The 21,311-nt window shown below is 69.8% G+C and carries 17 protein-coding genes and 1 CRISPR repeat array; of the genes, 10 read left to right on the top strand and 7 right to left on the bottom strand.

The window, feature by feature from the left end:
• The first annotated feature begins 27 nt into the window (after nucleotides 1–27).
• Both cas1c and cas2 read left to right on the top strand, forming a co-directional pair.
• Nucleotides 28–1,056, top strand: coding sequence for a type I-C CRISPR-associated endonuclease Cas1c (gene cas1c, locus MYSTI_RS37780; protein ID WP_015353137.1), 1,029 nt, complete (start codon nucleotides 28–30; stop codon nucleotides 1,054–1,056).
• 3 nt (nucleotides 1,057–1,059) lie between these two features.
• Nucleotides 1,060–1,359 (top strand): CRISPR-associated endonuclease Cas2, encoded by a 300-nt coding sequence (gene cas2 / locus MYSTI_RS37775; RefSeq protein WP_015353136.1) that lies wholly within the window; start codon nucleotides 1,060–1,062, stop codon nucleotides 1,357–1,359.
• A gap of 203 nt (nucleotides 1,360–1,562) precedes the next feature.
• A CRISPR array of direct repeats spans nucleotides 1,563–2,523; the repeat unit is 37 nt; unit sequence GTCGCTCCTCGTGACCGCGAGGAGCGTGGGTTGAAAC.
• 619 nt (nucleotides 2,524–3,142) lie between these two features.
• Here cas2 and MYSTI_RS37770 read toward each other — a convergent pair.
• Both MYSTI_RS37770 and MYSTI_RS37765 read right to left on the bottom strand, forming a co-directional pair.
• Nucleotides 3,143–3,829 (bottom strand): YqiA/YcfP family alpha/beta fold hydrolase, encoded by a 687-nt coding sequence (locus MYSTI_RS37770; protein WP_015353134.1) that lies wholly within the window; start codon nucleotides 3,827–3,829, stop codon nucleotides 3,143–3,145.
• An 86-nt stretch (nucleotides 3,830–3,915) separates the two neighbouring features.
• The gene (locus MYSTI_RS37765; protein WP_015353133.1) at nucleotides 3,916–4,509 is read right to left on the bottom strand and encodes a hypothetical protein; all 594 of its coding nucleotides are present in this window, start codon (nucleotides 4,507–4,509) and stop codon (nucleotides 3,916–3,918) included.
• Nucleotides 4,510–4,867: 358 nt separating this feature from the next.
• On the opposite strand from MYSTI_RS37765, the gene MYSTI_RS37760 reads away from it, so the two are divergent.
• Both MYSTI_RS37760 and MYSTI_RS37755 read left to right on the top strand, forming a co-directional pair.
• A complete protein-coding gene (locus tag MYSTI_RS37760; protein WP_015353132.1) occupies nucleotides 4,868–5,113 on the top strand; it encodes a hypothetical protein in 246 nt (81 codons plus the stop codon).
• Nucleotides 5,114–5,153: 40 nt separating this feature from the next.
• A complete protein-coding gene (locus MYSTI_RS37755) occupies nucleotides 5,154–7,607 on the top strand; it encodes an ATP-binding protein (protein ID WP_015353131.1) in 2,454 nt (817 codons plus the stop codon).
• A gap of 10 nt (nucleotides 7,608–7,617) precedes the next feature.
• Here the strand turns inward: MYSTI_RS37755 and MYSTI_RS37750 are convergent, their stop codons facing one another.
• From MYSTI_RS37750 to MYSTI_RS37735, 4 genes are all read right to left on the bottom strand, one after another.
• Entirely contained in the window at nucleotides 7,618–7,989 is a 372-nt protein-coding gene (locus MYSTI_RS37750) for a response regulator (RefSeq protein ID WP_015353130.1), read from the bottom strand.
• Between the two features lie 119 nt (nucleotides 7,990–8,108).
• Nucleotides 8,109–9,248 (bottom strand): protein kinase domain-containing protein, encoded by a 1,140-nt coding sequence (locus MYSTI_RS37745; RefSeq protein ID WP_015353129.1) that lies wholly within the window; start codon nucleotides 9,246–9,248, stop codon nucleotides 8,109–8,111.
• Nucleotides 9,249–9,367: 119 nt separating this feature from the next.
• Entirely contained in the window at nucleotides 9,368–9,925 is a 558-nt protein-coding gene (locus MYSTI_RS37740; protein WP_015353128.1) for a hypothetical protein, read from the bottom strand.
• A 9-nt stretch (nucleotides 9,926–9,934) separates the two neighbouring features.
• A complete protein-coding gene (locus MYSTI_RS37735; RefSeq protein ID WP_015353127.1) occupies nucleotides 9,935–10,393 on the bottom strand; it encodes a hypothetical protein in 459 nt (152 codons plus the stop codon).
• A gap of 385 nt (nucleotides 10,394–10,778) precedes the next feature.
• On the opposite strand from MYSTI_RS37735, the gene MYSTI_RS37730 reads away from it, so the two are divergent.
• On the top strand, nucleotides 10,779–11,246 hold the full coding sequence (locus MYSTI_RS37730) for a helix-turn-helix domain-containing protein (RefSeq protein ID WP_338042084.1): 468 nt from the start codon (nucleotides 10,779–10,781) through the stop codon (nucleotides 11,244–11,246).
• A 28-nt stretch (nucleotides 11,247–11,274) separates the two neighbouring features.
• Here the strand turns inward: MYSTI_RS37730 and MYSTI_RS37725 are convergent, their stop codons facing one another.
• Complete coding sequence (locus MYSTI_RS37725) at nucleotides 11,275–11,526, bottom strand: hypothetical protein (protein WP_015353125.1); 252 nt, start codon at nucleotides 11,524–11,526, stop codon at nucleotides 11,275–11,277.
• A 444-nt stretch (nucleotides 11,527–11,970) separates the two neighbouring features.
• On the opposite strand from MYSTI_RS37725, the gene MYSTI_RS37720 reads away from it, so the two are divergent.
• The 5 genes from MYSTI_RS37720 (at nucleotide 11,971) to MYSTI_RS37700 (ending at nucleotide 21,298) form a co-directional block, all read left to right on the top strand.
• Nucleotides 11,971–14,727: a TonB-dependent receptor domain-containing protein gene (locus tag MYSTI_RS37720; RefSeq protein ID WP_015353124.1), complete on the top strand. Its 2,757-nt coding sequence runs from the start codon at nucleotides 11,971–11,973 to the stop codon at nucleotides 14,725–14,727.
• 232 nt (nucleotides 14,728–14,959) lie between these two features.
• Nucleotides 14,960–16,666, top strand: coding sequence for a hybrid sensor histidine kinase/response regulator (locus MYSTI_RS37715; RefSeq protein WP_052351133.1), 1,707 nt, complete (start codon nucleotides 14,960–14,962; stop codon nucleotides 16,664–16,666).
• A gap of 261 nt (nucleotides 16,667–16,927) precedes the next feature.
• On the top strand, nucleotides 16,928–18,886 hold the full coding sequence (locus tag MYSTI_RS44055; protein ID WP_169558694.1) for a sensor histidine kinase: 1,959 nt from the start codon (nucleotides 16,928–16,930) through the stop codon (nucleotides 18,884–18,886).
• 220 nt (nucleotides 18,887–19,106) lie between these two features.
• A complete protein-coding gene (locus MYSTI_RS37705) occupies nucleotides 19,107–20,075 on the top strand; it encodes a hypothetical protein (RefSeq protein ID WP_015353121.1) in 969 nt (322 codons plus the stop codon).
• Between the two features lie 362 nt (nucleotides 20,076–20,437).
• A complete protein-coding gene (locus tag MYSTI_RS37700) occupies nucleotides 20,438–21,298 on the top strand; it encodes an MbnP family copper-binding protein (RefSeq protein ID WP_015353120.1) in 861 nt (286 codons plus the stop codon).
• Nucleotides 21,299–21,311 lie beyond the last annotated feature (13 nt).

Below are 21,311 nucleotides of genomic sequence, written 5' to 3'. Positions count from 1 at the left end.
CCCAGGGGGGCACTGGCTGGAGCCGTCATGACGACCGCACTCAATACGCTGTTCATCACCTTGGAGGGGGCTCGGCTGAACAAGGAGGGTGAGCGGGTGGTGGTGACGCTCCATGACGAGAAGAAGGCGGAGGTCCCACTCCGGCATCTGCGCTCGGTGGTGTGTCTGGCGCGAGCGTGGATGACGCCGGAGTTGTTGGAGAGCTGCGTGGAGGCGGGCATCCACGTGTCCTTCTTCGGGATGACCGGGCGGTTCCTGGTGCGAGTGGAGGGCCTGCCAGGAGGGAATGTGTTGCTGCGGCGCGCGCAGTTCCGTGTGGCGGATGATGGGGCGCGCACGCTGGAGATCGCACGGGCGGTGGTTGTGGGCAAGTTGGGGAATGCTCGCCAGTTCCTCATGCATGCGCGCCGGGATGCGGTGGAGGAGCGCAAGCCCGTGTTGGAGGAGGCGGTGCGACGGCTGTCCGGGCACCTGCGCGCGTTGGAGCGGGCGGAGGACTTGGAGCAGGTGCGGGGGCTGGAGGGGATTGCGGCGCGGGACTACTTCGAGGTGTTTCCTTCGCTGTTGAAGGGGGAGGCTCGGCGGTTCACGTTTGATGGGAGGAATCGGCGGCCTCCGCGAGACCCGCTCAATGCGTTGCTCTCATTCGGGTATGCGCTGCTCGCGCAGGAATGCGCGGGAGCCTTGGCGGGGGTGGGGTTGGATCCGGCCGTGGGGTTTCTGCACGAGGACAGGCCGGGCAGGTTGTCGCTGGCGTTGGACTTGATGGAGGAGCTTCGTGCGCCAGTGGTGGACCGACTGGTGTTCTCGCTGGTGAATCGCGGGCAGCTCAAGCCGGAGGACTTCAAGACGGAGGCGGCGGGAGGCGTGCTGTTGCGGGATGAGGCTCGCAAGGCGTTCCTGGTGGCGTATCAGGGCGCGAAGCAGGTGGAGGTCCAGCATGTCTTCCTGGGGCAGCAGACGAGCTGGGGGCTGGTGCCTCATCTGCAGGCGCTGCTGCTGGCGCGAGTGCTCCGAGGAGAGCTGGATGGCTATCCTCCTTTCGCGGTGCGGTGAGGGATGAAGAAGGTCACTGTGCTCGTTTGCTACGACGTGCAGGTGACGGACGCGGATGGGCCGCGCCGCCTGCGGAGAATCGCTCGAGCGTGCAAGGACCACGGTGTTCGGGTTCAGTACTCCGTTTTCGAGTGCGTGCTGGAGCCCAAGGATTGGGTGGTTCTGAGGGCTCGGCTGCTCACGGAGCTGGATGACTCGTGCGATAGCCTGCGCTTCTATTTCCTGAGCGAGGATGTGGCGAAGAAGACGGAGCACCATGGTGCGAGGGTTCCTCTCGATGTCGAAGGACCACTCATCGTGTGATGAGGGGCGGAGCGCACTTGGGCGTGCGCGGACCTCTATCGGTGTGGCCTTCGTCGGAGGTTCGCGCTCTTTGAAATCTCCAATAGTCGTAGGGAGTTGGCGGGAGCGCGGGCTGATGGCCGTGGCGATGGAGACACTGTCGGAGCCAGGTTCGCGGGATTCGGCCGGATTCCCCAGGAGTGATGGTAGGTTGCAGGTGCAGGGTCGCTCCTCGTGACCGCGAGGAGCGTGGGTTGAAACGTCGCGCCTGGCCCGACCACGGTCGCGGCGTAGTCGCTCCTCGTGACCGCGAGGAGCGTGGGTTGAAACGAGGGACTCGCGCCGGTCATCACCGTGTTTGGGCAGTCGCTCCTCGTGACCGCGAGGAGCGTGGGTTGAAACTCTGCAATCGACTTGGCGATGACGTGGCCCATCGTCGCTCCTCGTGACCGCGAGGAGCGTGGGTTGAAACCGAGAGGGGCGGGGAACCGCTCCCGGAACCCGGAGAGTCGCTCCTCGTGACCGCGAGGAGCGTGGGTTGAAACATGGAGGCAATACATGCGGAGCTTGTGCCTGCTGTCGCTCCTCGTGACCGCGAGGAGCGTGGGTTGAAACCCCCACTTGCGCAGCGACAAGGCCGCGTGGCTCGGTCGCTCCTCGTGACCGCGAGGAGCGTGGGTTGAAACGGCTCAGGTGGCATGACTCCGCCCTGGTACATCTGTCGCTCCTCGTGACCGCGAGGAGCGTGGGTTGAAACACCTCGCGCTCGGCCAGCTCCAGCGGCACATCGCGTCGCTCCTCGTGACCGCGAGGAGCGTGGGTTGAAACCTCCGACGACATCCGTCATCCCCGGTACCGGACGTCGCTCCTCGTGACCGCGAGGAGCGTGGGTTGAAACACTTCGTGCCGACCAGTTCAGGACGCAGGCTTGCGTGTCGCTCCTCGTGACCGCGAGGAGCGTGGGTTGAAACACGGCGCACTCGGGGCAGATTTCCGGGGCGCCCTCGTCGCTCCTCGTGACCGCGAGGAGCGTGGGTTGAAACGGCACGATGGGCGTGGCGTCCTCCGCGAGGTTGAGTCGCTCCTCGTGACCGCGAGGAGCGTGGGTTGAAACACCACGTCCGGCGCGCACTCGCCCCAGAAGTCGCGTCGCTCCTCGTGACCGCGAGGAGCGTGGGTTGAAACCAGTGGGCCGCCGTGGGCCCAGTAGTGGCGGGCGTCGCTCCTCGTGACGCGAGGAGCGTGGGTTGAACGCCGGCTCCGAGCTGATGATTTGATCTGGGTGAGGTCGCTCCTCGTGACCGCAGGAGCGTGGGTGAACATGGGCTACGGCGCTGCCGCTTGAGCCTCGTGACCGCGAGGAGCGCGGGTTGAAACAACCTCATCGTCAACATCGAGCGGGCGTCGTCGGTCGCTCCTCGTGACAGCGAGGAACGTGGGTTGAAACCTCCACTTTGAGCAGGGATGCGGCAAGTCCAAGCGTCGCTCCTCGTGACCGCGAGGCGCGTGGGTTGAAATGACGCCGAAACCGACCAGCTTTTCCACGCCGACGTCGCTCCTGGCGACTGCGAGGAGCGTGGGTTGAATCGGTTGTATGTTCGCGTGTCGACCGTCGAGCAGACGTCGCTCCTCGTGACAGCGAGGAGCGTGGGTTGAAACGTCGGGCAGGCCGCGCTTGCCGTCGCGACGATGGAGTCGCTCCTCATGACCACAAGGAGCGTGGGTTGAAACCATCACGCTGTTCCCCGTGTCGAATCACCACGGTCGCCCCTCGTCCCCACGAGGCGCGCAGGTTCAACGTCCCTCACACCCCCCAGGGACGCAGGAACTCCTCCGCCTCAGCCAGAATCCGCGGGAGCGACGCCACCAGCTCGTGTCCGTCCTCCACCTCCACGAGCTTCACGTTCCGCTTCCCCTCCGCCCACTGCCTCGAATACCGGATGTCACACGTGTCATCCGCCCTCCCATGAATCACCAGCGTGGGCACCCTGACATCCGGCCACCCACCGAACTTCCCATCCACCGCCTCCGCGTCCCCGATGAAGCCCGAGTGCACTCGCACCTTCCGCTTCTCCGCGAAGTCGTCCGTCTCAATCCACCCCTGCTTCTCCCACAACCTCCACGCCGCCTCTCCCATCCTCCTCCTCAACTGCCGCACCACCTGGAACGCCGGCGCCAACAACACCAACCCGCTCACCCTCGCATCCGCCGCCGCGGTGTGCGCCGCCACCAACCCGCCCAGACTCGATCCCAGCAACACCGCCCGCTCCTTCTCCCCTCCCATCGCCTCCCGCACCGTCTCCAACATCGCGCTCAACCGCAGCCCCTCCATCGTGGGCACCCTCAAGTTGAGCCGCGCCACCTCCACACCCCTCGCCCCGAAGTGACGCGATACCGCCACGCCCTTCGTCGAGTCCGGACCCGACGCGAAGCCATGCAGGTACAACCAACGCAGACCCTCGGACCTCGGCACGGCGGGCATGTCACTCATGGCCCCCCACTGTACGGACCGCCCCCCTCACTCCCCACTGTCCCCGCGCCACCGCCGTTAGCCCCGCTCACACGACGCATGAGCCCTCAGAAGCGCACCACCGGCCCCAAAATCACCGACTGGAGCAGCTTCGCGCACTCATCCACCGAGTCCTTCGTGAGCTTCACGTCACAGAACTGAAAAGCCGTCGCCGCCGAGATTCCCCACCGCTCGCTCAACCACCCGTCCACCCCCACCCGGAACGCCATGCTCGTCGTGTCCACGTTCTCTCGCAGGAACTTGCCCATCGCGTCCGGCGTGAGCGTGCTCCCCCAACTCTTCGAGAGCCTCGCCCCCACCCACGGCGTGAACATCCGGTCCCGGAAGAACCTCAGCCGGACCTCGATGCCCACCGCCTTGTAGTCCAACTGCGTCCGCTCCAACTGTCCCTGCCTGGACGCATCCCGCAGCTTGCTGCCCCACGTCTCGGAGACCTCGGCCAACAACCCCAACGACAACCCCGGCGGCGACTCCACCCCCAGATACCCATGCAACGCCGGCCCCTTCGCCCGGAAGTCACTCAGATGATCCAACGTGATTCCCGCCCCCAGGGAGCCATAGCCATGCCACCCGTCCGCCACCGCCTGCGTCCCCACGCCCAGCACTCCCAGGAGTGCCACCCACTTCGACACCTTTTTCATGTCGTGCAGTCTATGTCCGACTTCCCTCAAGGGCAGGTCCACGCGCCACGGTTCAACCCGTGTCCAGCCCTCCCTCCCAGCACGAACAGGCGGCGCATGGTCCGCTGGCACACCCAGCGCCCACCGAGGATGACCTCCCGGAAACCGTCTCGAAGTGCCCGGCGCCGTTCGCACCCTCACCAGGCCTCCCGAAAGTTTCCTCTCGCCACACGCCCCTCGTCCGCTGTGAGACACCCCGCGCCGTGAGACAAGAGTCTGTCTGGGAATCCTGGTTCAAGGCCGTCGGAAGCGAACGCGAGCCTTGCACCTGGGTCACGCCTTGTTGCGAGACAGGAGGGTGGCCACCCTGTGTCGGACCATGGCTCTGCGTCTCCAGCTCGCGCCCCCGGCGTTGCGTACGCTCGCCCGGTGTCCCAATCCCGTCCGTCAGCAACTTCAAGGTGAGTTGGCCGCGCTCGCGGCGGGACTTCCCTTGGAAGGCCCCCTGGCGCCAGAGCAGGTGGGCCTGGTGGTGCTCGGCTCGGGCTTCCGTGTCCATTACCTCCTGGAGGAGGAGCACCGCCTGCTGCGACTCACGGACGTCATGGCTCCGTCGCCTCACTGAGTCGAGGCCACCGAGCCCCGCGCCGGGGCCCTGAAGCGCCGTGCCCATCCCGCTGGCTGACTTCCTGCTCCAGAACCGCGACGCCATCCTGGAGGCGTGGGAGGCGCAGGTCCGCGCGCTCCCCGCGGCCAGGCACCTGGACCGTCTGGCCCTGCGCGACGGATTGCCGCGGCTCCTCGATGGCATCGCGACGCTCATGCGCACGCCCCACGCCCAGCTCGCCGCGGGCCTGAGCGCCATCAGCGACCACCACGCGCTGGAGCGCCTGGGCGAAGGCTTCGACCTGCGACAGGTCGTCGCCGAGTACCGCCTCCTGCGCTCCTGCGTCCTCCGCCTCTGGTCCTCCCGAGGCCACGCCACCGCCCGCCCCGACGAAGAGCGCATCTTCCACGAGGCCATGGACGAAGCGGTCTCCGCCGCCGTGAGCCGCTATGCCCACGCCAGGGAGCGCACCCTCCAGGCCCTCGACAGCATCAGCGCCGCCGCGCTCGGCAGTCCCGACGTGGCCGGGTTCCTCCCCCGGCTGCTGCAAGTCCTCCGGGACACCGTCTCCGCCGTGGACGTGGCCGTCGTCCTGCTCCGCGACGGCGAGGACTCGCTCCGCGTCGAGTGCTCCGTCGGCGAGGGCGTCGCCGTGGGAGGCCGGGTCCACGTAGGCCAGGGCTTCACCGGCTCCATCGCCGCGTCGCGTGAGCCCATCTGGGTCCGCGATGCGCGCAGCGACCCCCGCGCCCACTCCGCCGTCGTGCGCACCTCCGACGTGAGGGCCCTGTACGGCGTCCCCCTGGTCCTCCACGGCGCGCTCATCGGCGTGGCCCTCATGGGCAGCCGAGGCAGCGGCGAGTACACCGAGGAGGACCGCCTCCTGTTCCGCGCCATCGCCGCCCGCGCCACCGCGCTCCTCGCCCAGGCCCAGGCCCACGCGCGCGAACGTCAGGCCCGCGCGGACGCGGAGGCCTCGCTCGCCCGGCTGCGCGAGAGCGAGGCCCGGCTGCGCCGCTGGGAGGAGCTCTTCCTCCGCCTGGGCGTGGGCGTCGTCATCGTCGCGGGCGGCACGGAGCTGCGCATCCTCGACGCCAACCCCGCCTTCGCGAGCATGCACGGCGTCACCCCTCGAGAGCTCCGCGGCGCACCGCTGGCGGTGACGCTCGCCCCGGAGGCCCGCGACGTCCTCCTCCGCCACGTCGCCGAGGCCGACGCCCACCCCTCCCACGAGTTCGAGTCCATCCACGTCCGCGCCGATGGCAGCCGCTTCCCCGTCTTCGTCCACGTCACCGCGCTGCATGGCGAGGCCGGACAGGTGTCGCGCTACGTCGGCACCGTCGTGGACATCACCCACCGGCGCGCGATGGAGGAGGACCGGCAGCGGCTCCACCGCGCCATCGAGGCGGAGCGCACCCAGCTGGCCGCCGTGCTCGAGCAGCTCCCCGCCGGGGTCATCATCGCCGAGGCCCCCAGCGGCAAGTGGCTCCTCGCCAACCACCGCGTCGCCACGCTCACCGGACGCCCCAACGTGCCCGGCTCCCGCGTGGACACCTTCACCCACGCCTATGAAGCCCGCCACCCCGACGACCAACCCTGCGCCCCCGAGTCCTGGCCGCTCGCGCGCACCCTGCGCACCGGAGAGGTGGTGCAGGGCGAAGAGGTGATGCTGCGGCACGAGGACGGGCACACGCTGACGCTCCTCATCTCCAGCGCGCCGCTGAGAGACCCGGAGGGGCTCATCATCGCGGCCGTCGCCACGCTCGTGGACGTCACCGAGCAGCGGCGCGCGCAGCAGGCCGCGCTCCAGACGGCCCGCTTCGGCGAGCGGCTCATCGCCATCGTCAGCCACGACCTGCGCAACCCCCTCAATGCCATCCACCTCTCCACCACCCAGCTCCTGCACACGGAGGCGCTCGCGGAGCGGGAGCGTCGGCTCGTCACGCGCATCGCCCGCTCCAGCGCGCGCATGACGCGCATGATCCTGGAGCTCCTCGACTTCACGCGCGGAAGGCTGGGCGGAGGCATCCCCATCCACCGCGCCCCCGGCGACTTGCGCACCGTGGTGCGCCAGGCCGTGGAGGAGCTGGAGGCCGCGTGGCCCGAGCGCACCCTGCGCGTGGTGGTGAACCCCGGCCACTACGAGGGCGTCTGGGACGCCGAGCGCCTGTTCCAGGTCATCAGCAACCTGGGCGGCAACGCGCTCCAGTACAGCGCGCCGGAGGCCCCCGTCACCCTCCTGCTCTCCGACGACGGAGGCACCGTGGTGCTCGACGTCCACAACACCGGCGAGCCCATCCCGCCCGAGGTCCTGCCCCACCTGTTCGACCCGTTCCGCCGCGGTGGGGCGGGAGAACGTCCGGACAGCGGCAACAGCGGGGGGCTGGGCCTGGGCCTCTACATCGTGGAGCAAATCGTGAAGGGACACGGGGGCCGCATCGAGGTGACGTCCTCGGCGGCGGACGGAACCCGGTTCCGGGTGACACTTCCGCGCGAGCCGACGTGGGCCTGAGGCCCCGGGCTCAGCGCGCCGCGCTCACCACGCGGGCCAGCGTCGCTCGCAGCTCTCCCAAATCCACCGGCTTGGGCACCGTGGCGCGCACGCCCTCCGGCAAGGGCTGGCTGTTGCCCGCGCCGGACACCACCACCACGGGCAGCGCGCGCAGTTGGTCATCCTCGCGGACGTGGCGCATCAGCTCCCACCCGCTCATCACCGGCATCATCAGGTCCAGGACCACCGCATCCGGCCGAGGGAGTCGACGCAGCCGCTCCCACGCGGACTGCCCGTTGCCCGCCGTCTCCACGGCGAAGCCCTCCATCGTCAGGAACTCCTCCAGCAGTTCCCGGCTGTCATCATGGTCCTCCACCAGGAGGACGAGGCTTGGCGTGCACATGGAGACTCAGCCTCGTACCGAAGTCGTACGGCTGCCAGCCGCGCCGCGTCGAGACGTCCACCCCGAGACGCTCCAGGTGTCGAGCAGTGGACGTTCCGAGAACACCCTGTGAGCGCCCCTCAGCCCGCGGGGTCCTCCTCCGGCAGGAGCCTGTCCTCCATCACCTCTTCCGGGGTCGCGCCCGCCTGGACGCGCAGCGCGGCGTAGCGCAGGCCCGTCACCTCGGCGAGTGCCTCCGGCCGGCCGAACACGAGCCCCGCGCGGCGCGCATACAGCCGCAGCGCCCGCGCCAGCTCCGCGCCGGTGCCGAAGCGCTCCTCCCGCTCCGGCGCCAGCGTGCCGCGCAGGAGCGGCTGGAAGGCCACCGGCACCGAGCGCAGCGCGTCCTCCAGGTCCTCGTGCCCGTAGGCCCGAATCCTCCGGCGCAGCTCGCGCGAGGCCGCCATGCCCACGGCCTCCTGCATCGCCGCGTCCAGCGCCGCCTCGTGTGTCGGCGCGGCGGACGGCAGCGCGTGCTCCCGGCGGCGGCGGCGCTCGGCCTCGAAGCGGTCCGCGCCCTCGAACAGGTGGCGCCCCGTGAGCAGTTGCAGCAGCACCAGCCCCAGGCTGAACAGGTCCGCGCGCCCGTCCAGCGCCTGTCGCGCGACGTGCTCGGGCGCGGCGTAGGCCAGGCTCACGGGAGGCGCCGCGCGCTGCTCCTCGTCCGAGAGCACGGACGACGCGGCGCCGAAGTCGAGCAGCTTCACCGCGCCGTGCTCGGTGATGAGGAGGTTGTGCGGAGACACGTCGCGGTGGACCACGCGCAGCGGGCGGCCCTCCTCGTCGGTGAGGGTGTGGGCGTGGTGGAGCGCCTCGGCGACCTCGGCGGCGACGTAGAGCGCGAAGCCCTCCGTGAAGGGGAGCCGCGAGCGCCCGGACGCCTCCAGCAGCGTGTCCAGCCGGTGGCCGGGGGTGTGCTCGAACACGAGCACCGCCGTGTCGTCAGGACCCTCGAGGTGGTGCACCGACGCGACGTTGGGGTGGTGCAGGAGCGCGGTGAGGCGGCCTTCCTCCAGGAGGCGGTGCTCGGTGCCAGCGCTGTCCTGGAGCGGGCGCTTGATGACCGCGTAGCCACAGAAGTCCGACTCGTAGCGGCGCCGGGCGAGCAACAGCTCCCCATGGTGCGCGGCCCCCAGCGACTTGACGAGCTCGTACGAGGCCCGGCCGGACCGCAGCAGCACTTGCGGTGGCGCGGAGGTGTCGAACGACGGCGGCGACATGGCGACTCTCCTCGGATGGCCGCGGAAAGGCCCCGATGGGCCCGCGGTTTCGCGTGGAAAGTATCCACATCCGCGAGCCGGAAGTCACCCCATGGGTAGTGTGTGCTCCATCCTCCCCCTCATGGCTCCGAGGTCGGTTTCAGCAGCCCGTCCTGCCGCGCGTACTCGCGCACCAGCTCCACCTCGTCCAGCAGCCGGAGCGAGTCGGGAAAGACCTTCTCCGCGCGCTCGGCCAGGCGCAGCGCCTTCTCCAGCGACTCCTTCGTGCGAGCATCCGACCAGCCGCGCAAGAGCCCCGCCCACGCCTGCTCGAGCGTCTTGAGCGACTTGCCCGCGCTCTCCTCCCAGAGCGTGGCGGCGTCGTCCTCGCGGCCGCGCACGACGTCCAGGAAGTAGCCCAGCTCCACGAGCGAGGAGGCGTTGCGGCGCGAGACGGACACCGCCTGCTCCAGGAGGCGCTGCACCTCCGTGAACGTCACCTCCGCGTCCACGCCGGGCTCGTCGGTGAGCTGGAGCAGCCGCGCCAGCTCCAGCAGCGCGGGGGTGAAGGTGGGCGCGTCCCGCGTCAGCTCGCGCAGCAGCCGCAGCTGGTTGGCGCTGGCGTGGTGGGCGTCCCCGGCCTCGCGTGCGGCGAGGAGGCGCTTCATCAGCTCATCGGCGGTGGGGTGGCCGGACATGGGGGCTCCTCAGTCTTCCAAGAGTCGCTTCTGTTCCTGGATGAGCTTCTTGGCCAGGTTGAGTTGGCTCTGCGTCGCGACGCTGAAGTCCTTCGTCTGCAACATCCGCCGTATCTCGAAGAGCGTGGTGTCCTTGAGCTTCGACGGGAAGTCGTGCACGCGGGTGAGGCGCGCGGGGATGTCGCCCAGCCGCGTGTTGAGCACGGCGATGCGCTCGGTGAGCCGCGTCGCCACCTCGCGCGAGAGCAGGCCCGCGGCCGTGCCCTCCGCGATGAGCGCCTGGGCCTGGGTGAACTCGCCCCGCGCCATCAGCGCGAGGATGCGCGCGTGCACGGAGCTGCCCTTCACCCGCGACGAGTCGTCGTCCTGCTCCGCCGCGGGGCCAGGACGCGTGGCGGGCTCCGCATGGCCACAGCCGACCGTCCAGGCCGCCAGCCAGCACGCGAGCAGGGCTCCACCGACGCGCAAGGTTTTCTCCCTTGAACAGTTTTGAGGCTATATCTTGATTTTCAGCTTTTCGGATGGGAGGTGTCAAGCGTGGGAGTCCGGGGGAGGGGGACCTGGGAGGGTGGCCGCTTCCGGCGTCAAAGGTCCAATAGGAGACGATGAACCTGGAGGGTCTCAAGGCGGGCTTCTTCCCTGGGGAGTCGGGCGGAAGGGCGCGGGCGGCGAGGCGCGGGAGGGACGTGTGGTGGTGGGTAGGACGCGCAAGGGCGGCAGGCCGGAAGACTACCCGGCGTATCGGTATTTCGCCTGCTGACGTGCTGGGTTATAAGTCCAGCCGGACACGTGTCCGAGGAGGCCTGTGCCAGTGCAGGCCCTGGTCTCGGGCCGTACTCAGAAGGTTGACGCGGTGAAGACCCACCCTGAAGGTTCTGCCTCCACCCGCAAGCCGCCCAAGGTCCGCCAGCGGCGACTCAGCGACCGTGCCCGGCTGTCGCGTCAGCAACTGGAGCGCCGCCTGGCGCTGAGTGTCGGTGAGGAGGCCCGGTCCGCGCGGATGCGCGCGGGGCTGACGCAAGCGGATGTGGCCGAGCGCATCGGCATCGCGGCGGAGGTCTACGGGCGGATGGAGCGCGGGAAGATGATGCCCAGCGTGCCCACGCTGTTCCGGCTGTGTCTGGCGTTGCGCCTGTCCGCGGACGTGGGGATGGGGCTGGTGACGGCGGTCTCGGTGGGGGCGGGGCTCTGGGAGGAGGACTCGCGTGAGAAGGACCACCTGCCGGAGATGCGGCGGCTGCTTCGCACGCTGCGCCGCATGTCCCGGGGCCAGCTCAAGCTGGTGAATCAGGTCGCCACCGCCATCCTCCCGCAGCGCTGAGCGCACGCGGGGCGCGCGCGGCGCGCCTCTAGCGCATGGGCAGGCAGAGCGTGTCGGGAGGACACTTCTCCGTGGGCGCCAGGCCGGGCCGCGGAGTCTCCGTGGCGCGGGAGGCCTCCTCCCGAGGGCCCACGGACTGCTCCGCCGTGAGCGTGTCCCGCGCGGACGCGTCCGGGCTCATGGAGGGCAGGAAGGTGAGCGCCACGGCCAGCAGCAGCAGCCCGAACAGCAGCTGGAGCAGGCGCCAGCGGACGACGTGGATGCTGGGCGGGGCAATCATCCCAGGTCCCTTCCGGTGACGGTGGGGGTGGGCAGGCTCAGCCCCGCCGGTGGCGGCTCGGGGGAAAGAGGAGGGGGTGGCGGGCGGACAATGGGCGTCGGCCGGCACCGTGAAAGGGACAGACAAGCATTCATGACGCGGGGCTCCAGGGTGCGGGGAAATTGGTGAGCCCTCGTGCGCATGTCCTCCCTCCCTCGGAGGCAAGGGCCCTGTCGGTTTCACGACGGGAGGCCCTTTTCGCGTCCACCAGGGGACGGAGGGCTCGCCCTGGCGGTTGCTCTTGCTGTCGGCCCGACGGCTTCGAGTCTGGCCGCTTGTCTCCCCGCCGCGTCCCTGGCGTCATGCGGCCCGGAGCCACCCGGGAAGCCAGTGACGGATACGCGTTGGGGACAGCAGCGACGGCGAGGACTCGGGCCTCGCGCACTCGAGGGGCCTTGGCCGCTGGTGCTGGTGCTGCTTCCCCTCGTGCTCGCGCGCGCGCAGGGGCCCTCCGCCCGTGATGCGGGCCCCCCCGATGCGGGCGCGGTGGCCGTGGAGGCGGGCCTGGCGCGCACCGACGCGGGCTGGTCGGTGGAGGGCCTGGCTCCAGACGCGGGAGGGGCCACGGCCGAGCCTGTCTTCGTGCCGCCCTCGCTGGCGCAGGACTCGCCCGCGCCGTACCCGCCGGAGCTCGCCCCGGAGCGCATCGCGGGTGTCGTGCGGTTGGAGTTGTGGATTGACGAAGCGGGGGAGGTGGAGACCGCGACGTTGGTGCTGGGCGTCCACCCGCTGCTGGACAGGGCCGCGCTGCACGCCGCGCCGTCGCTGCGCTTCACCCCCGCGACGTTGGATGGCCAACCCGTGGCGGTGCGGCTGGCCTTCGAGTACCGCTTCGAGGCCCCCGTGCCTGTCTCCGGCGCGGCCTCCCAGGCCCCCGTCACGCTGCGGGGCCTGGTGCGCACCAAGGGCCACCGGCGCCCCATCGTCGGTGCCACGCTGGTGTCGGACAGCGCACCGGACGCGCCCGTGCAGACGGACGTGGAGGGCCGCTTCGAGGCGCGCTGGCCCGCGGGAGGTCAGCGCGTCCGGGTGACGGCGCCCGGCCACAAGCCCGGCGTCTTCCTGGAGGCGCTCCAGACGCGCGAGGCGCTGGAGGTGGTGTACGGGCTGGCGCCCTTGGTCATCAACCCGTACGAGACGGTGGTGCGGGGAGATCGCGAGCGCACGGAGGTCAGCCGCGTCACGCTGCACGACGCGGAGCTGCGGGAGGTGCCCGGGACGATGGGGGACCCGTTCCGCGTCATCATGCTGCTGCCGGGCGTGGGCAGCATGCTGTCCGGCGTGGCCTACCCGGTGGTGCGCGGCAGCCAGCCCGCGGCCACGGGCTACTTCCTGGATGGCATCCGCGTCCCCATCCTCTTCCACCTGTTCCTGGGCCCGGCCGTCATCCACCCGGACTTCATCGACGCCATCGACTTCTTCCCGGGCTCGCCGCCGCCTCGCTACGGGCGGCTGTTGGGAGGCGCCATCGAGGGGCGGCTGACCCGGCCCCGGGACGACCGCGTCCATGGCAGCGCGTACGCGGACCTCATCAACGCGGGCTTCTTCCTGGAGACGCCCTTCAAGTCCACCGGCACCAACGTCAGCGTCGCGGGCCGCTATTCCTATACGCCGTGGCTCATCGCGCTCGCGGCCAACCGGCTCCAGGACCCGCCGGCTCCGGGGCGCCTCAACCCCCAGGTGGTGCTCGACTTCTGGGACTACCAGCTGCGCGTGGAGCAGGACGTGGGGGAGGGCAAGCTGCGGCTGTTCGCCTTCGGCTCCTCGGACACCTTCGGCACCGAGGCGCGGGACGAGTTCGGCGAGACGGGGCTCCAGTCCATCCTCTTCCACCGCGTCGACCTGCGGCACCGCCACCCGGTGGGCGGTGGCGAGCTGGAGCTGGGCGTGACGTGGGGGCTGGACCGCTTCTCCGTCATCAGCCGCGACCCGCCCGACGAGGACACCTCCATCCACATCGACCAGGGCACGTGGGCCGCGCGCGTGGGCTACACCCGGGCGCTGCGCCAGGACGTGACGCTGCGGCTGGGCGGCGACGCGGACCACAAGCGCGCCATCGTCGACTTCTACGAGCTGACGCCGGACGAGGAGACGGACGAGCTGGCCCCGGTGGCGCTGGCCACCTTCATGGGCGCGTGGGCGGAGCTGGTGTGGCAGCCCACGCCGACGTGGTCCGTGGTGCCGGGGCTGCGCGTGGACAACTACCACCTGTCGCCGGGCATCGACCGGACGGCGGTGGAGCCTCGGCTCACGCTGCGCCACCAGCTCACCGACTCGGTGGTGCTCAAGGGCTCCGCGGGCCTGTTCCACCAGCCGCCCACCTCCCTCATCAGCCTGCCCGTGGTGGACGTGGGCAGCCTCTTCCTGGGGCTCCAGCAGGGCGCGCAGTTCTCGCTGGGCGCGGAGTGGAAGGTGCTCCAGGGCCTGGACGTGGGGCTGGACGTGTACGTCAACCCGCTGGTGCGCACCATCGAGCTGACGCCCTTCGCCGACGAGGGCCTGGTGGATGACCCCAGCCCGCTGCCGGACCCGGGCGACGGCTCCGGCATCCCGGACCGCGATGACCTGGACCTGCCGGACTTCAAGAGCCGGGGCCTGGCCTATGGCCTGGAGCTGCTGGTGCGCCATCCGCTGGGCGACAACTGGTTCGGCTGGCTCTCCTATTCGTTGCAGCGCAGCGTGCGCCGCACGCGCTTCTACCGCTACGACGCGGACGGCAACGTGCGGGGAGAGTCCGTGTCGAACCTGCCCTTCGCCTTCGACCAGACGCACGTCCTCAACCTGGTGCTCAGCTACAAGTTCTCCAACAGCGTGTCCCTGGGCGGCGTGCTGCACTTCAACACGGGCCGCCCCGAGTACGGCACGCTGGGCACGCAGACGCACCGCGTGGGCCGGGACAGCTTCGGGCGCGCCTCGTGGGTGAAGGTGGACCGGGACGCGGTGGACCGGCTGCCCGCGTTCATCCGCTTCGACATGCGCCTGTCCAAGTCGTGGGTGTACGAGACCTTCAGCCTGGAGGCGTACCTGGACATGCTCAACGTCACCATCAGCCGGGAGACGGTGAGCTTCGAGTACGACGGCGGCGGAGGTCGCCCCCTCTCCAAGAAGGCGGTGGGCCTGCCCATCGTCCTGCCCATCCTCGGGGTGAAGGGGCGATACTGAACCCGCCGAGTGATGGATAGCGCACGCTTCGCGCCCCCGGCCGCACACCTTCGCGCCATGGACACTCCGGGCACGGTGTAATTCCAGGAGGACGTGTGTCGCTGGGAGTCAGTCCACCCTCGGGCCGGATGGACACTGCCAGTCCTCACGGTGGACCGCGCGACCTCCAGGTGAACTCCTCATGTCCCACGAAGGGAATGCGACAATGGCGGAACGGTTGGGGTGGAGGGGGATGCCGAAGGAGGTGTCGGCGGATTCCGCGGTGCTCGCGGGGGTGAGCGCGCCGGGGGTGCTGCTGGTGGATGACAACCCCGCGAACCTGCTGTCGCTGGAGGCCATCCTCGAGCCGCTGGGCGTGACGCTGACGAAGGCGTCGTCTGGAGAACAGGCGCTGCGCTTCCTCCTGCGGGAGGACTACGCCGTCATCCTCCTGGACGTGCGCATGGCGGGGATGAACGGCTTCGAGACGGCGTCGCTCATCAAGCAGCGCGAGCGCACGCGCAACGTCCCCATCATCTTCCTCACCGCGTACGGACGCGACGACTCGGAGCTGGTCGCGGGCTACTCCACGGGCGCGGTGGACTTCCTCCAGAAGCCCTTCCCACCCGAGGTGCTGCGCTCGAAGGTGTCCGTCTTCGTGGAGCTGTTCCGCGCGCAGCACCAGGTGCGGGCGCAGGCGGAGCTGCTGCGGCGCAAGGAGGCGGAGGCGCGGGAGCTGGCGCACCGGGCCGCGGGCCACATCGACCGGCTGCGCGACTTCACCGCGCGACTGTCGGAGGCCCACACGGTGCGGGACGTGTGCCGTGCCCTCTTCGAGCAGGGGCTGGTGGCCGCGGGCGCGAAGGCGGGCGCCGTCAACCTGCTGGACGCGGAGGGCGACGCGCTGGAAATCGTGGACGCGGTGGGCTACCCGGAGCAGGTGCTGGCCAAGTGGCGGCGCATCCCGCTCTCCAACCCGGTGCCGCTGACGGAGGCCGTGCGCGAGCAGCGGCCCATCTGGCTGGGCTCCCTGGACGAGTGGCAGGGCCGCTACCCGCACCTCAACGCGCACGGCATCCACGAGTCCGCCATCGCGTTGCCGCTGATGGTGAAGGGGCGGACGCTGGGCGCCATTGGCCTGTCCTTCGCCCGCGCGCGGCTGTTCACGGAGATGGACCGGGCCTTCTTCTCCGCGCTGGCGCACGCGTGCGCGCAGGCGCTGGAGCAGGTGCGCCTCATCACCGAGGAGCGCCGCTCCCACGAGGAGCTGCGCCGCCGCTCGGAGTTCGAGCAGCAGCTGGTGGGCATCGTCTCGCATGACCTGCGCAACCCCCTGGCCGCCATCGCCATGTCGGTGGGGCTGCTGGAGAAGAAGGAGTCGCTGTCCGACTCGCAGCGGCGCACGGTGCAGCGCATCGGCCAGGCCAGCGAGCGCGCGGCGCGGATGATTCGGGACCTGCTCGACTTCACCAAGGCGCGGCTGGGCGGCGGCATCCCGCTGCACCGGCGGTCCATGGACCTGGGCGAGGTGGTGACGCAGGTGCTGGACGAGGTGCAGGTGGCGCACGCGGGCCGGCACGTGGACGTGGACGTGCCGGCGGGGGTCCAGGGGGAGTGGGACCCGGACCGCATCGCGCAGGTGGTGACGAACCTGCTCTCCAACGCGCTGACCTACAGCCCTCGTCAGGCGCCGGTGCGGCTGCAAGCCCGCGCCGAAGGGAGCCAGGTGCTCTTGAGCATCTACAACGGCGGGGCGCCCATCCCGGCGGAGCTGCTGCCGCGCCTGTTCGAGCCCCTGACGCGCGGGACGCTCAAGGAAGGTCAGTCCAACCGCAGCATCGGCCTGGGGCTCTACATCGTCCGCGACATCGTCCGAGGCCATGGAGGCGGGGTGGAGGTCGTGTCCTCCGAGGAGCACGGCACCACCTTCACGGTGCGCCTCCCGCTGCGCCCGGGGTGAGGTGTCGGGTAGGTGCCGGGCCTTCCTGCCCCGGGGGGCAGTGGCGGGTGTTGGCCACGGTGCACTTTGCTGCGAGGTGAGGGGAGAGGGGCTGGTCCGTCCGGACATCTGGCGCGGGAGCACGTGGGACGCGCCACACAGTGCTTACGGGTGAGCACTGCGGGAACGGCTGTACCCGAGGACAAGTTCACGACACCTCGGACATGGCACTCTCTCCCAACGCGCGTTCCGTGCCCCGGCCGGTGCTCTTGGACTGGAGGGGTGCTGCTCGCCGGGGGGAAGCCGATGGTGAGCCTGTCGTCGTTGCCGGGGAATGCCCTGGCACGGTCGCTCCATGCCGGGAGTCCCGCACCGTGTATCCGCCTGGAGGCGTTGCGGGGCTCCGCGGGAGATGTGCTCGACTTCCAGTGGACGTCGCTCAACGCGGCGGCGGAGCACTTCGTCCATGACTGGGGGGTGCCTCCGGTGCTGTCGCGCTGGGAGCCCCAGGGCCTGCGGGGCGTGGAGCTGGAGTCGTGCGTGCGCGTGTGGGCCACGGGCGTCCCGCTGTCGTCCACCTTGAGGCTGGCCCGCGACGGGCTGGAGGCCACGTTCCAGGTGGTGGGCCTCAAGGAGGCGGACGGGCTCGTCTTGTGGCTCCTGGAGCCCTCCCCCGAGGACGCGGAGGGACTGCGCGACGCGCTGGCGCGAGAGCGCGAGGCGCGGCGGCGCGCGGAAGGGGCGCTGGAGGGCACCCGCGACGTGCAGGCCCGGGAGGAGCTCCTGCGGCTGGCCCTGTCCATGGCGCGCATGGTGGCGTGGGAGTGGACGGAGGGGCGGCGCGCGGTGACGTGGTCCCAGGACGCGGATGGCTTCTTCGGCCAGCTGCCCGGGGCGCTGGGCTGCTCGCTGCCGGGCTTCCTCTCCTGTGTCCTGGCGGAGGACCGGCCCAAGGTGGCGCGTGGAATCGAACAGGCGCTGGCCGTGGATGGGGCCTACACCCTCAAGTTCCGCTGCCGGCACGTGGACGGCGCCACGCACTGGTACGAGGCCGTGGGCCAGAGCTTCCATGAAGGAGAGCGCCCCCACCGCATGGTGGGGGTGGTGATGGACTGCACGGAGCGCGAGCACGCGGAGGCCACGCTGCGGGAGGCGGAGGAGCGCTACCGGCTGGCGGCGCGCGCCACGCACGACGTGCTGTGGGATTGCGACCTGCGCACCGGGCGCGTGCTGTGGGATGCGGGGCAGGAGGAGCTGTTCGGTCATGGACGCGACGCCGCGGACCACGACATCTCCTGGTGGACCGAGCGGCTGCACCCGGATGAGCGCGAGGCGGTGTCCACGGGGCTGCACGACTTCATCGCCTCCGACCGGGCCGCGTGGCAGGCGGAGTATCGCTTCCTCTGCCATGACGGCACCTGGGCGCACGTGCTGGACAGAGGGGTGCTGTCGCGCGACGCCGCGGGCCGGCCGGTGCGGATGATTGGCTCGATGATGGACATCACCGAGCGCAAGCGCGCGCTGGAGCGGCTGGCGGAGGAGGCGCAGTTCCGGGAGCGCTTCATCGGCATCCTGGGGCATGACTTGCGCAATCCGCTCAACGCCATCACCTTGTCCGCGCGGGCCCTGCGTCGGCGCACGGCCATGAACTCCTCCCAGCAGCAGATGGCCCAGCGCATCGAGGCGAGTGCCGAGCGCATGGGCACCATGATTTCAGACATCCTGGACCTGACGCGGGCGCGGCTGTCGGGGGGCATCCCCTTGCAACTGGCGCCGGCGAACCTGTCCATCGTGTGCCGGCAGGTGGTGGAGGAGTTGTCCGCGGTCCATCCCGACCGCTCCATCGCCTTCGATGTGGACGGTCGTTCGGACGGGATTTGGGACGCGGACCGGCTGGCGCAGGTGCTCAGCAACCTGGTGGGCAACGCGCTGGAGCACGGCGACCAGGACGCCCCCGTGTTGCTGCGGTGCATGGACGAGGAGGCCCGGCAGGTGGTGGAAGTCCACAACCCCGGAGCCCCCATCCCCGCGCCTCAGTTGGCCACGCTGTTCGACCCGTTCCGCCAGGCGGGGGTCGCCCGTGAGAAGGGGCGGCGCCGCGGCGGGCTGGGGCTGGGGCTGTTCATCGTGCGCGAGATTGTCCATGCGCACGGAGGCAGCGTGGACGTGCGCTCCTCCGAACGGGACGGGACGACCTTCACCGTGACGCTCCCGCGCGACGCCCGCCGCTCCCCGCGCTGATGTTTCAGTGACGGCTCGCGCTGTGTCATCGCGCTGATTCATCGTCCACCGCGCGGCGATACATCACGCGAGCGTCCATTGTTTCACGCTGATGCTGTCTGGCGAATGACGTCGCCAGACCTATTGCACGTTGGGACACCTGTCACTCTCGGGCTGCAAGGACTACCCGTTGTCCTGACCGCGGAAAATTGCGGTCACCCCCGAACGCGGAGACAGTCCCATGCGCCAGTCTTTCATTCGATTCCAGACGCAATCCTTCTCCTTCCGGTGCCTCCGTGCGTGGGTGTTGCCCGCGCTCCTGGGCTCGGCTGTCGGCTGCGGGCCGGGTGGCGGGGCCACCCCCGAGCCCGTGGACCCGGTGGACACGCAGCGGGACGGCCTGGTGTCCACCAATGGGCTGTCGACGAACGGGTTGAGCACCAATGGCTTGTCAACCAACGGCCTGAGCACGAATGGGCTGAGCACGAATGGGCTGAGCACGAATGGGCTGAGCACCAATGGCTTGTTCGTGTCCTGGTTCAATTCCAACCCCGCGCAGGCGGACATGCTGATGAAGTACGTGGTCCGCTGCGCGATGAACGCCAATCAAACCCTGACGTATACCCATGCGGGGACGACGTATACGTGGGCGGGCTCGCTGGGGCTGGCGCCGAACTGGTCCACGAACCAGCCGGCGACGGTGACGGAGCAGCAGATCGTGTCCGCGTGCATCGCGGCGCACGCGAACAAGTTCGGCGTGCACGTGAACATCTCCGTCCTGGGCAAGGGGGCGACCAACGTGGAGATTCCCACCACGCCGGAGGAGACGCAGACGTACAGCCAGCCGGAGGCCTGCTTCTTCGGCAACCTCTTCGCGAACGAGGGTTTGTACGCGGCCAACGACACCAGCTACCTGTCCTATGACCAGAGCACGGTGCGCACCTGCGGGCTGTCGTCGTGGGCGGGCGACATGGCGTGCGCTCCGGCCATCGTCCACGTGGGGAGCTGCCTGGACTACTGCCAGCTGGACGCGTCGCGGACGCACTACACGCGCTGCCTCTACAACGGGAAGTACTACCGGGCCATCAACACGCGCATCCGCCCGCAGGATATCTACCGGTGCGGTGATGGCGTGTGCCAGCTCTCCGAGAAGTGCGGCACGGGCGTCACTCCGGACAGCTGCGCGTCTGACTGTGGCAGCTGCCAGTAGCCCGTCCGTTGTCGACGACCTCCCGCGGCTTCTCGTGTCGCGCCGGTGAGGGGTTGAGCGGGCCGGATTCACGCGGGCCCTGTCACCTTGCTGGGTCGTGACGGAGGAGTTTCCCCCAAAGCGATGGGCTTCGAGGCCGGGCAGCCCATGGGCCCGGATGGAGAGGCCCTTGCCTTGGGTCGGGCGCCCCTTTCGTGGCGGCGATATGTCCACGCGCTCAAGGCGTTCCCGCCCCGATGCGTCCCCCAGGGGCGGCCGCCAGCGCGCCGCGACAACTTGCCACACAGGGCCCGCTTTCCGATGCTGGTACCCCTCAGCCGGTCGCGGTGCGCCAACTCCTCTCCGCCGTGGAGGTCGATTCGATGAACGCCGTCTGGAAGTCCGCTCGCTGGGTGCTGCTCCCTACGCTGTTGCTCTTGCAGGCCTGTGGTGATGATGCGGAGAGCCGCAAGACCTACACCGTGCGCTTCAGCCCCCAGGTCCGCCAGGAGGCGCTGACGTGCCAGGGGCTCTATACCGATATCGGGACGTCGCGGAGCACCCTCGAGTTGCTGGACTTCAAGATGTACGTGCGGGACGTCACGCTGGTGCGCGCCAATGGCGAGCGCCATCCGCTGAAGCTGGAGCAGGACGGCACGTGGCAGCGAGATGCCATCGCCCTGCTGGACTTCGAGGATGGGACGGGCACCTGCCGGAAGGAGACCAACTCGCAGATGCACCGGGAGGTGGTCGGCTCGGCGCCGGAGCATGACGACTACACGCGCCTGGAGTTCAAGGTGGGGCTGCCGCCAGAAATCAACCACCTGGACGCGGAGCGCCAGGCGGCACCGCTGGATAAGACCCCGATGTGGTGGCAGTGGCAGACGGGCTACAAGTTCGTGAAGCTGGATATCCGCACCCCGGCGAACGCGGAGTACGTCTTCCACCTGGGCGCCAGCGGGTGCCGGGGGACTCCGGGCGAGGGCTACAACTGTGCGTCCAACAACCAGGCGACCATCACCTTGGACGACTTCAGCCCGGAGACGAACCAGGTCGTCCTGGATGTCGCGGGGTTGTATGCGGAGCTGGATGTGAATCGTGTCCCCAACGGCACCACGGACATGATGCCGGGTTGCATGTCGGGGGCGGGAGACCCGGAGTGCCCGGCGCTCTTTTCGCAGTTCGGCCTGGCGGCGGATGGCAGCCCCAAGGCGCTTCCCAAGACCTTCTTCCGCGTGCGCTGAGGACGTGACGGGC

The sequence above is a fragment of the Myxococcus stipitatus DSM 14675 genome, assembly GCF_000331735.1.
GTDB classification, from domain to species: Bacteria; Myxococcota; Myxococcia; order Myxococcales; family Myxococcaceae; genus Myxococcus; species Myxococcus stipitatus.
The sequence above is the reverse complement of the archived record's forward strand: the minus strand, read 5'-3'. Positions and strand labels throughout refer to the sequence as shown.

Bases quoted from the DNA above. Each gene is read 5' to 3' on its own strand.
- MYSTI_RS37705 (WP_015353121.1), top strand. From the start codon at position 19,107: ATGCGCCAGTCTTTCATTCGATTCCAGACGCAATCCTTCTCCTTCCGG.
- MYSTI_RS37750 (WP_015353130.1), bottom strand. From the start codon at position 7,989: ATGTGCACGCCAAGCCTCGTCCTCCTGGTGGAGGACCATGATGACAGC.
- MYSTI_RS37760 (WP_015353132.1), top strand. From the start codon at position 4,868: ATGGCTCTGCGTCTCCAGCTCGCGCCCCCGGCGTTGCGTACGCTCGCC.
- MYSTI_RS37765 (WP_015353133.1), bottom strand. From the start codon at position 4,509: ATGAAAAAGGTGTCGAAGTGGGTGGCACTCCTGGGAGTGCTGGGCGTG.
- MYSTI_RS37700 (WP_015353120.1), top strand. From the start codon at position 20,438: ATGAACGCCGTCTGGAAGTCCGCTCGCTGGGTGCTGCTCCCTACGCTG.
- cas1c (WP_015353137.1), top strand. From the start codon at position 28: ATGACGACCGCACTCAATACGCTGTTCATCACCTTGGAGGGGGCTCGG.
- cas2 (WP_015353136.1), top strand. From the start codon at position 1,060: ATGAAGAAGGTCACTGTGCTCGTTTGCTACGACGTGCAGGTGACGGAC.
- MYSTI_RS37770 (WP_015353134.1), bottom strand. From the start codon at position 3,829: ATGAGTGACATGCCCGCCGTGCCGAGGTCCGAGGGTCTGCGTTGGTTG.
- MYSTI_RS37715 (WP_052351133.1), top strand. From the start codon at position 14,960: ATGCCGAAGGAGGTGTCGGCGGATTCCGCGGTGCTCGCGGGGGTGAGC.
- MYSTI_RS37725 (WP_015353125.1), bottom strand. From the start codon at position 11,526: ATGATTGCCCCGCCCAGCATCCACGTCGTCCGCTGGCGCCTGCTCCAG.
- MYSTI_RS37740 (WP_015353128.1), bottom strand. From the start codon at position 9,925: ATGTCCGGCCACCCCACCGCCGATGAGCTGATGAAGCGCCTCCTCGCC.
- MYSTI_RS37745 (WP_015353129.1), bottom strand. From the start codon at position 9,248: ATGTCGCCGCCGTCGTTCGACACCTCCGCGCCACCGCAAGTGCTGCTG.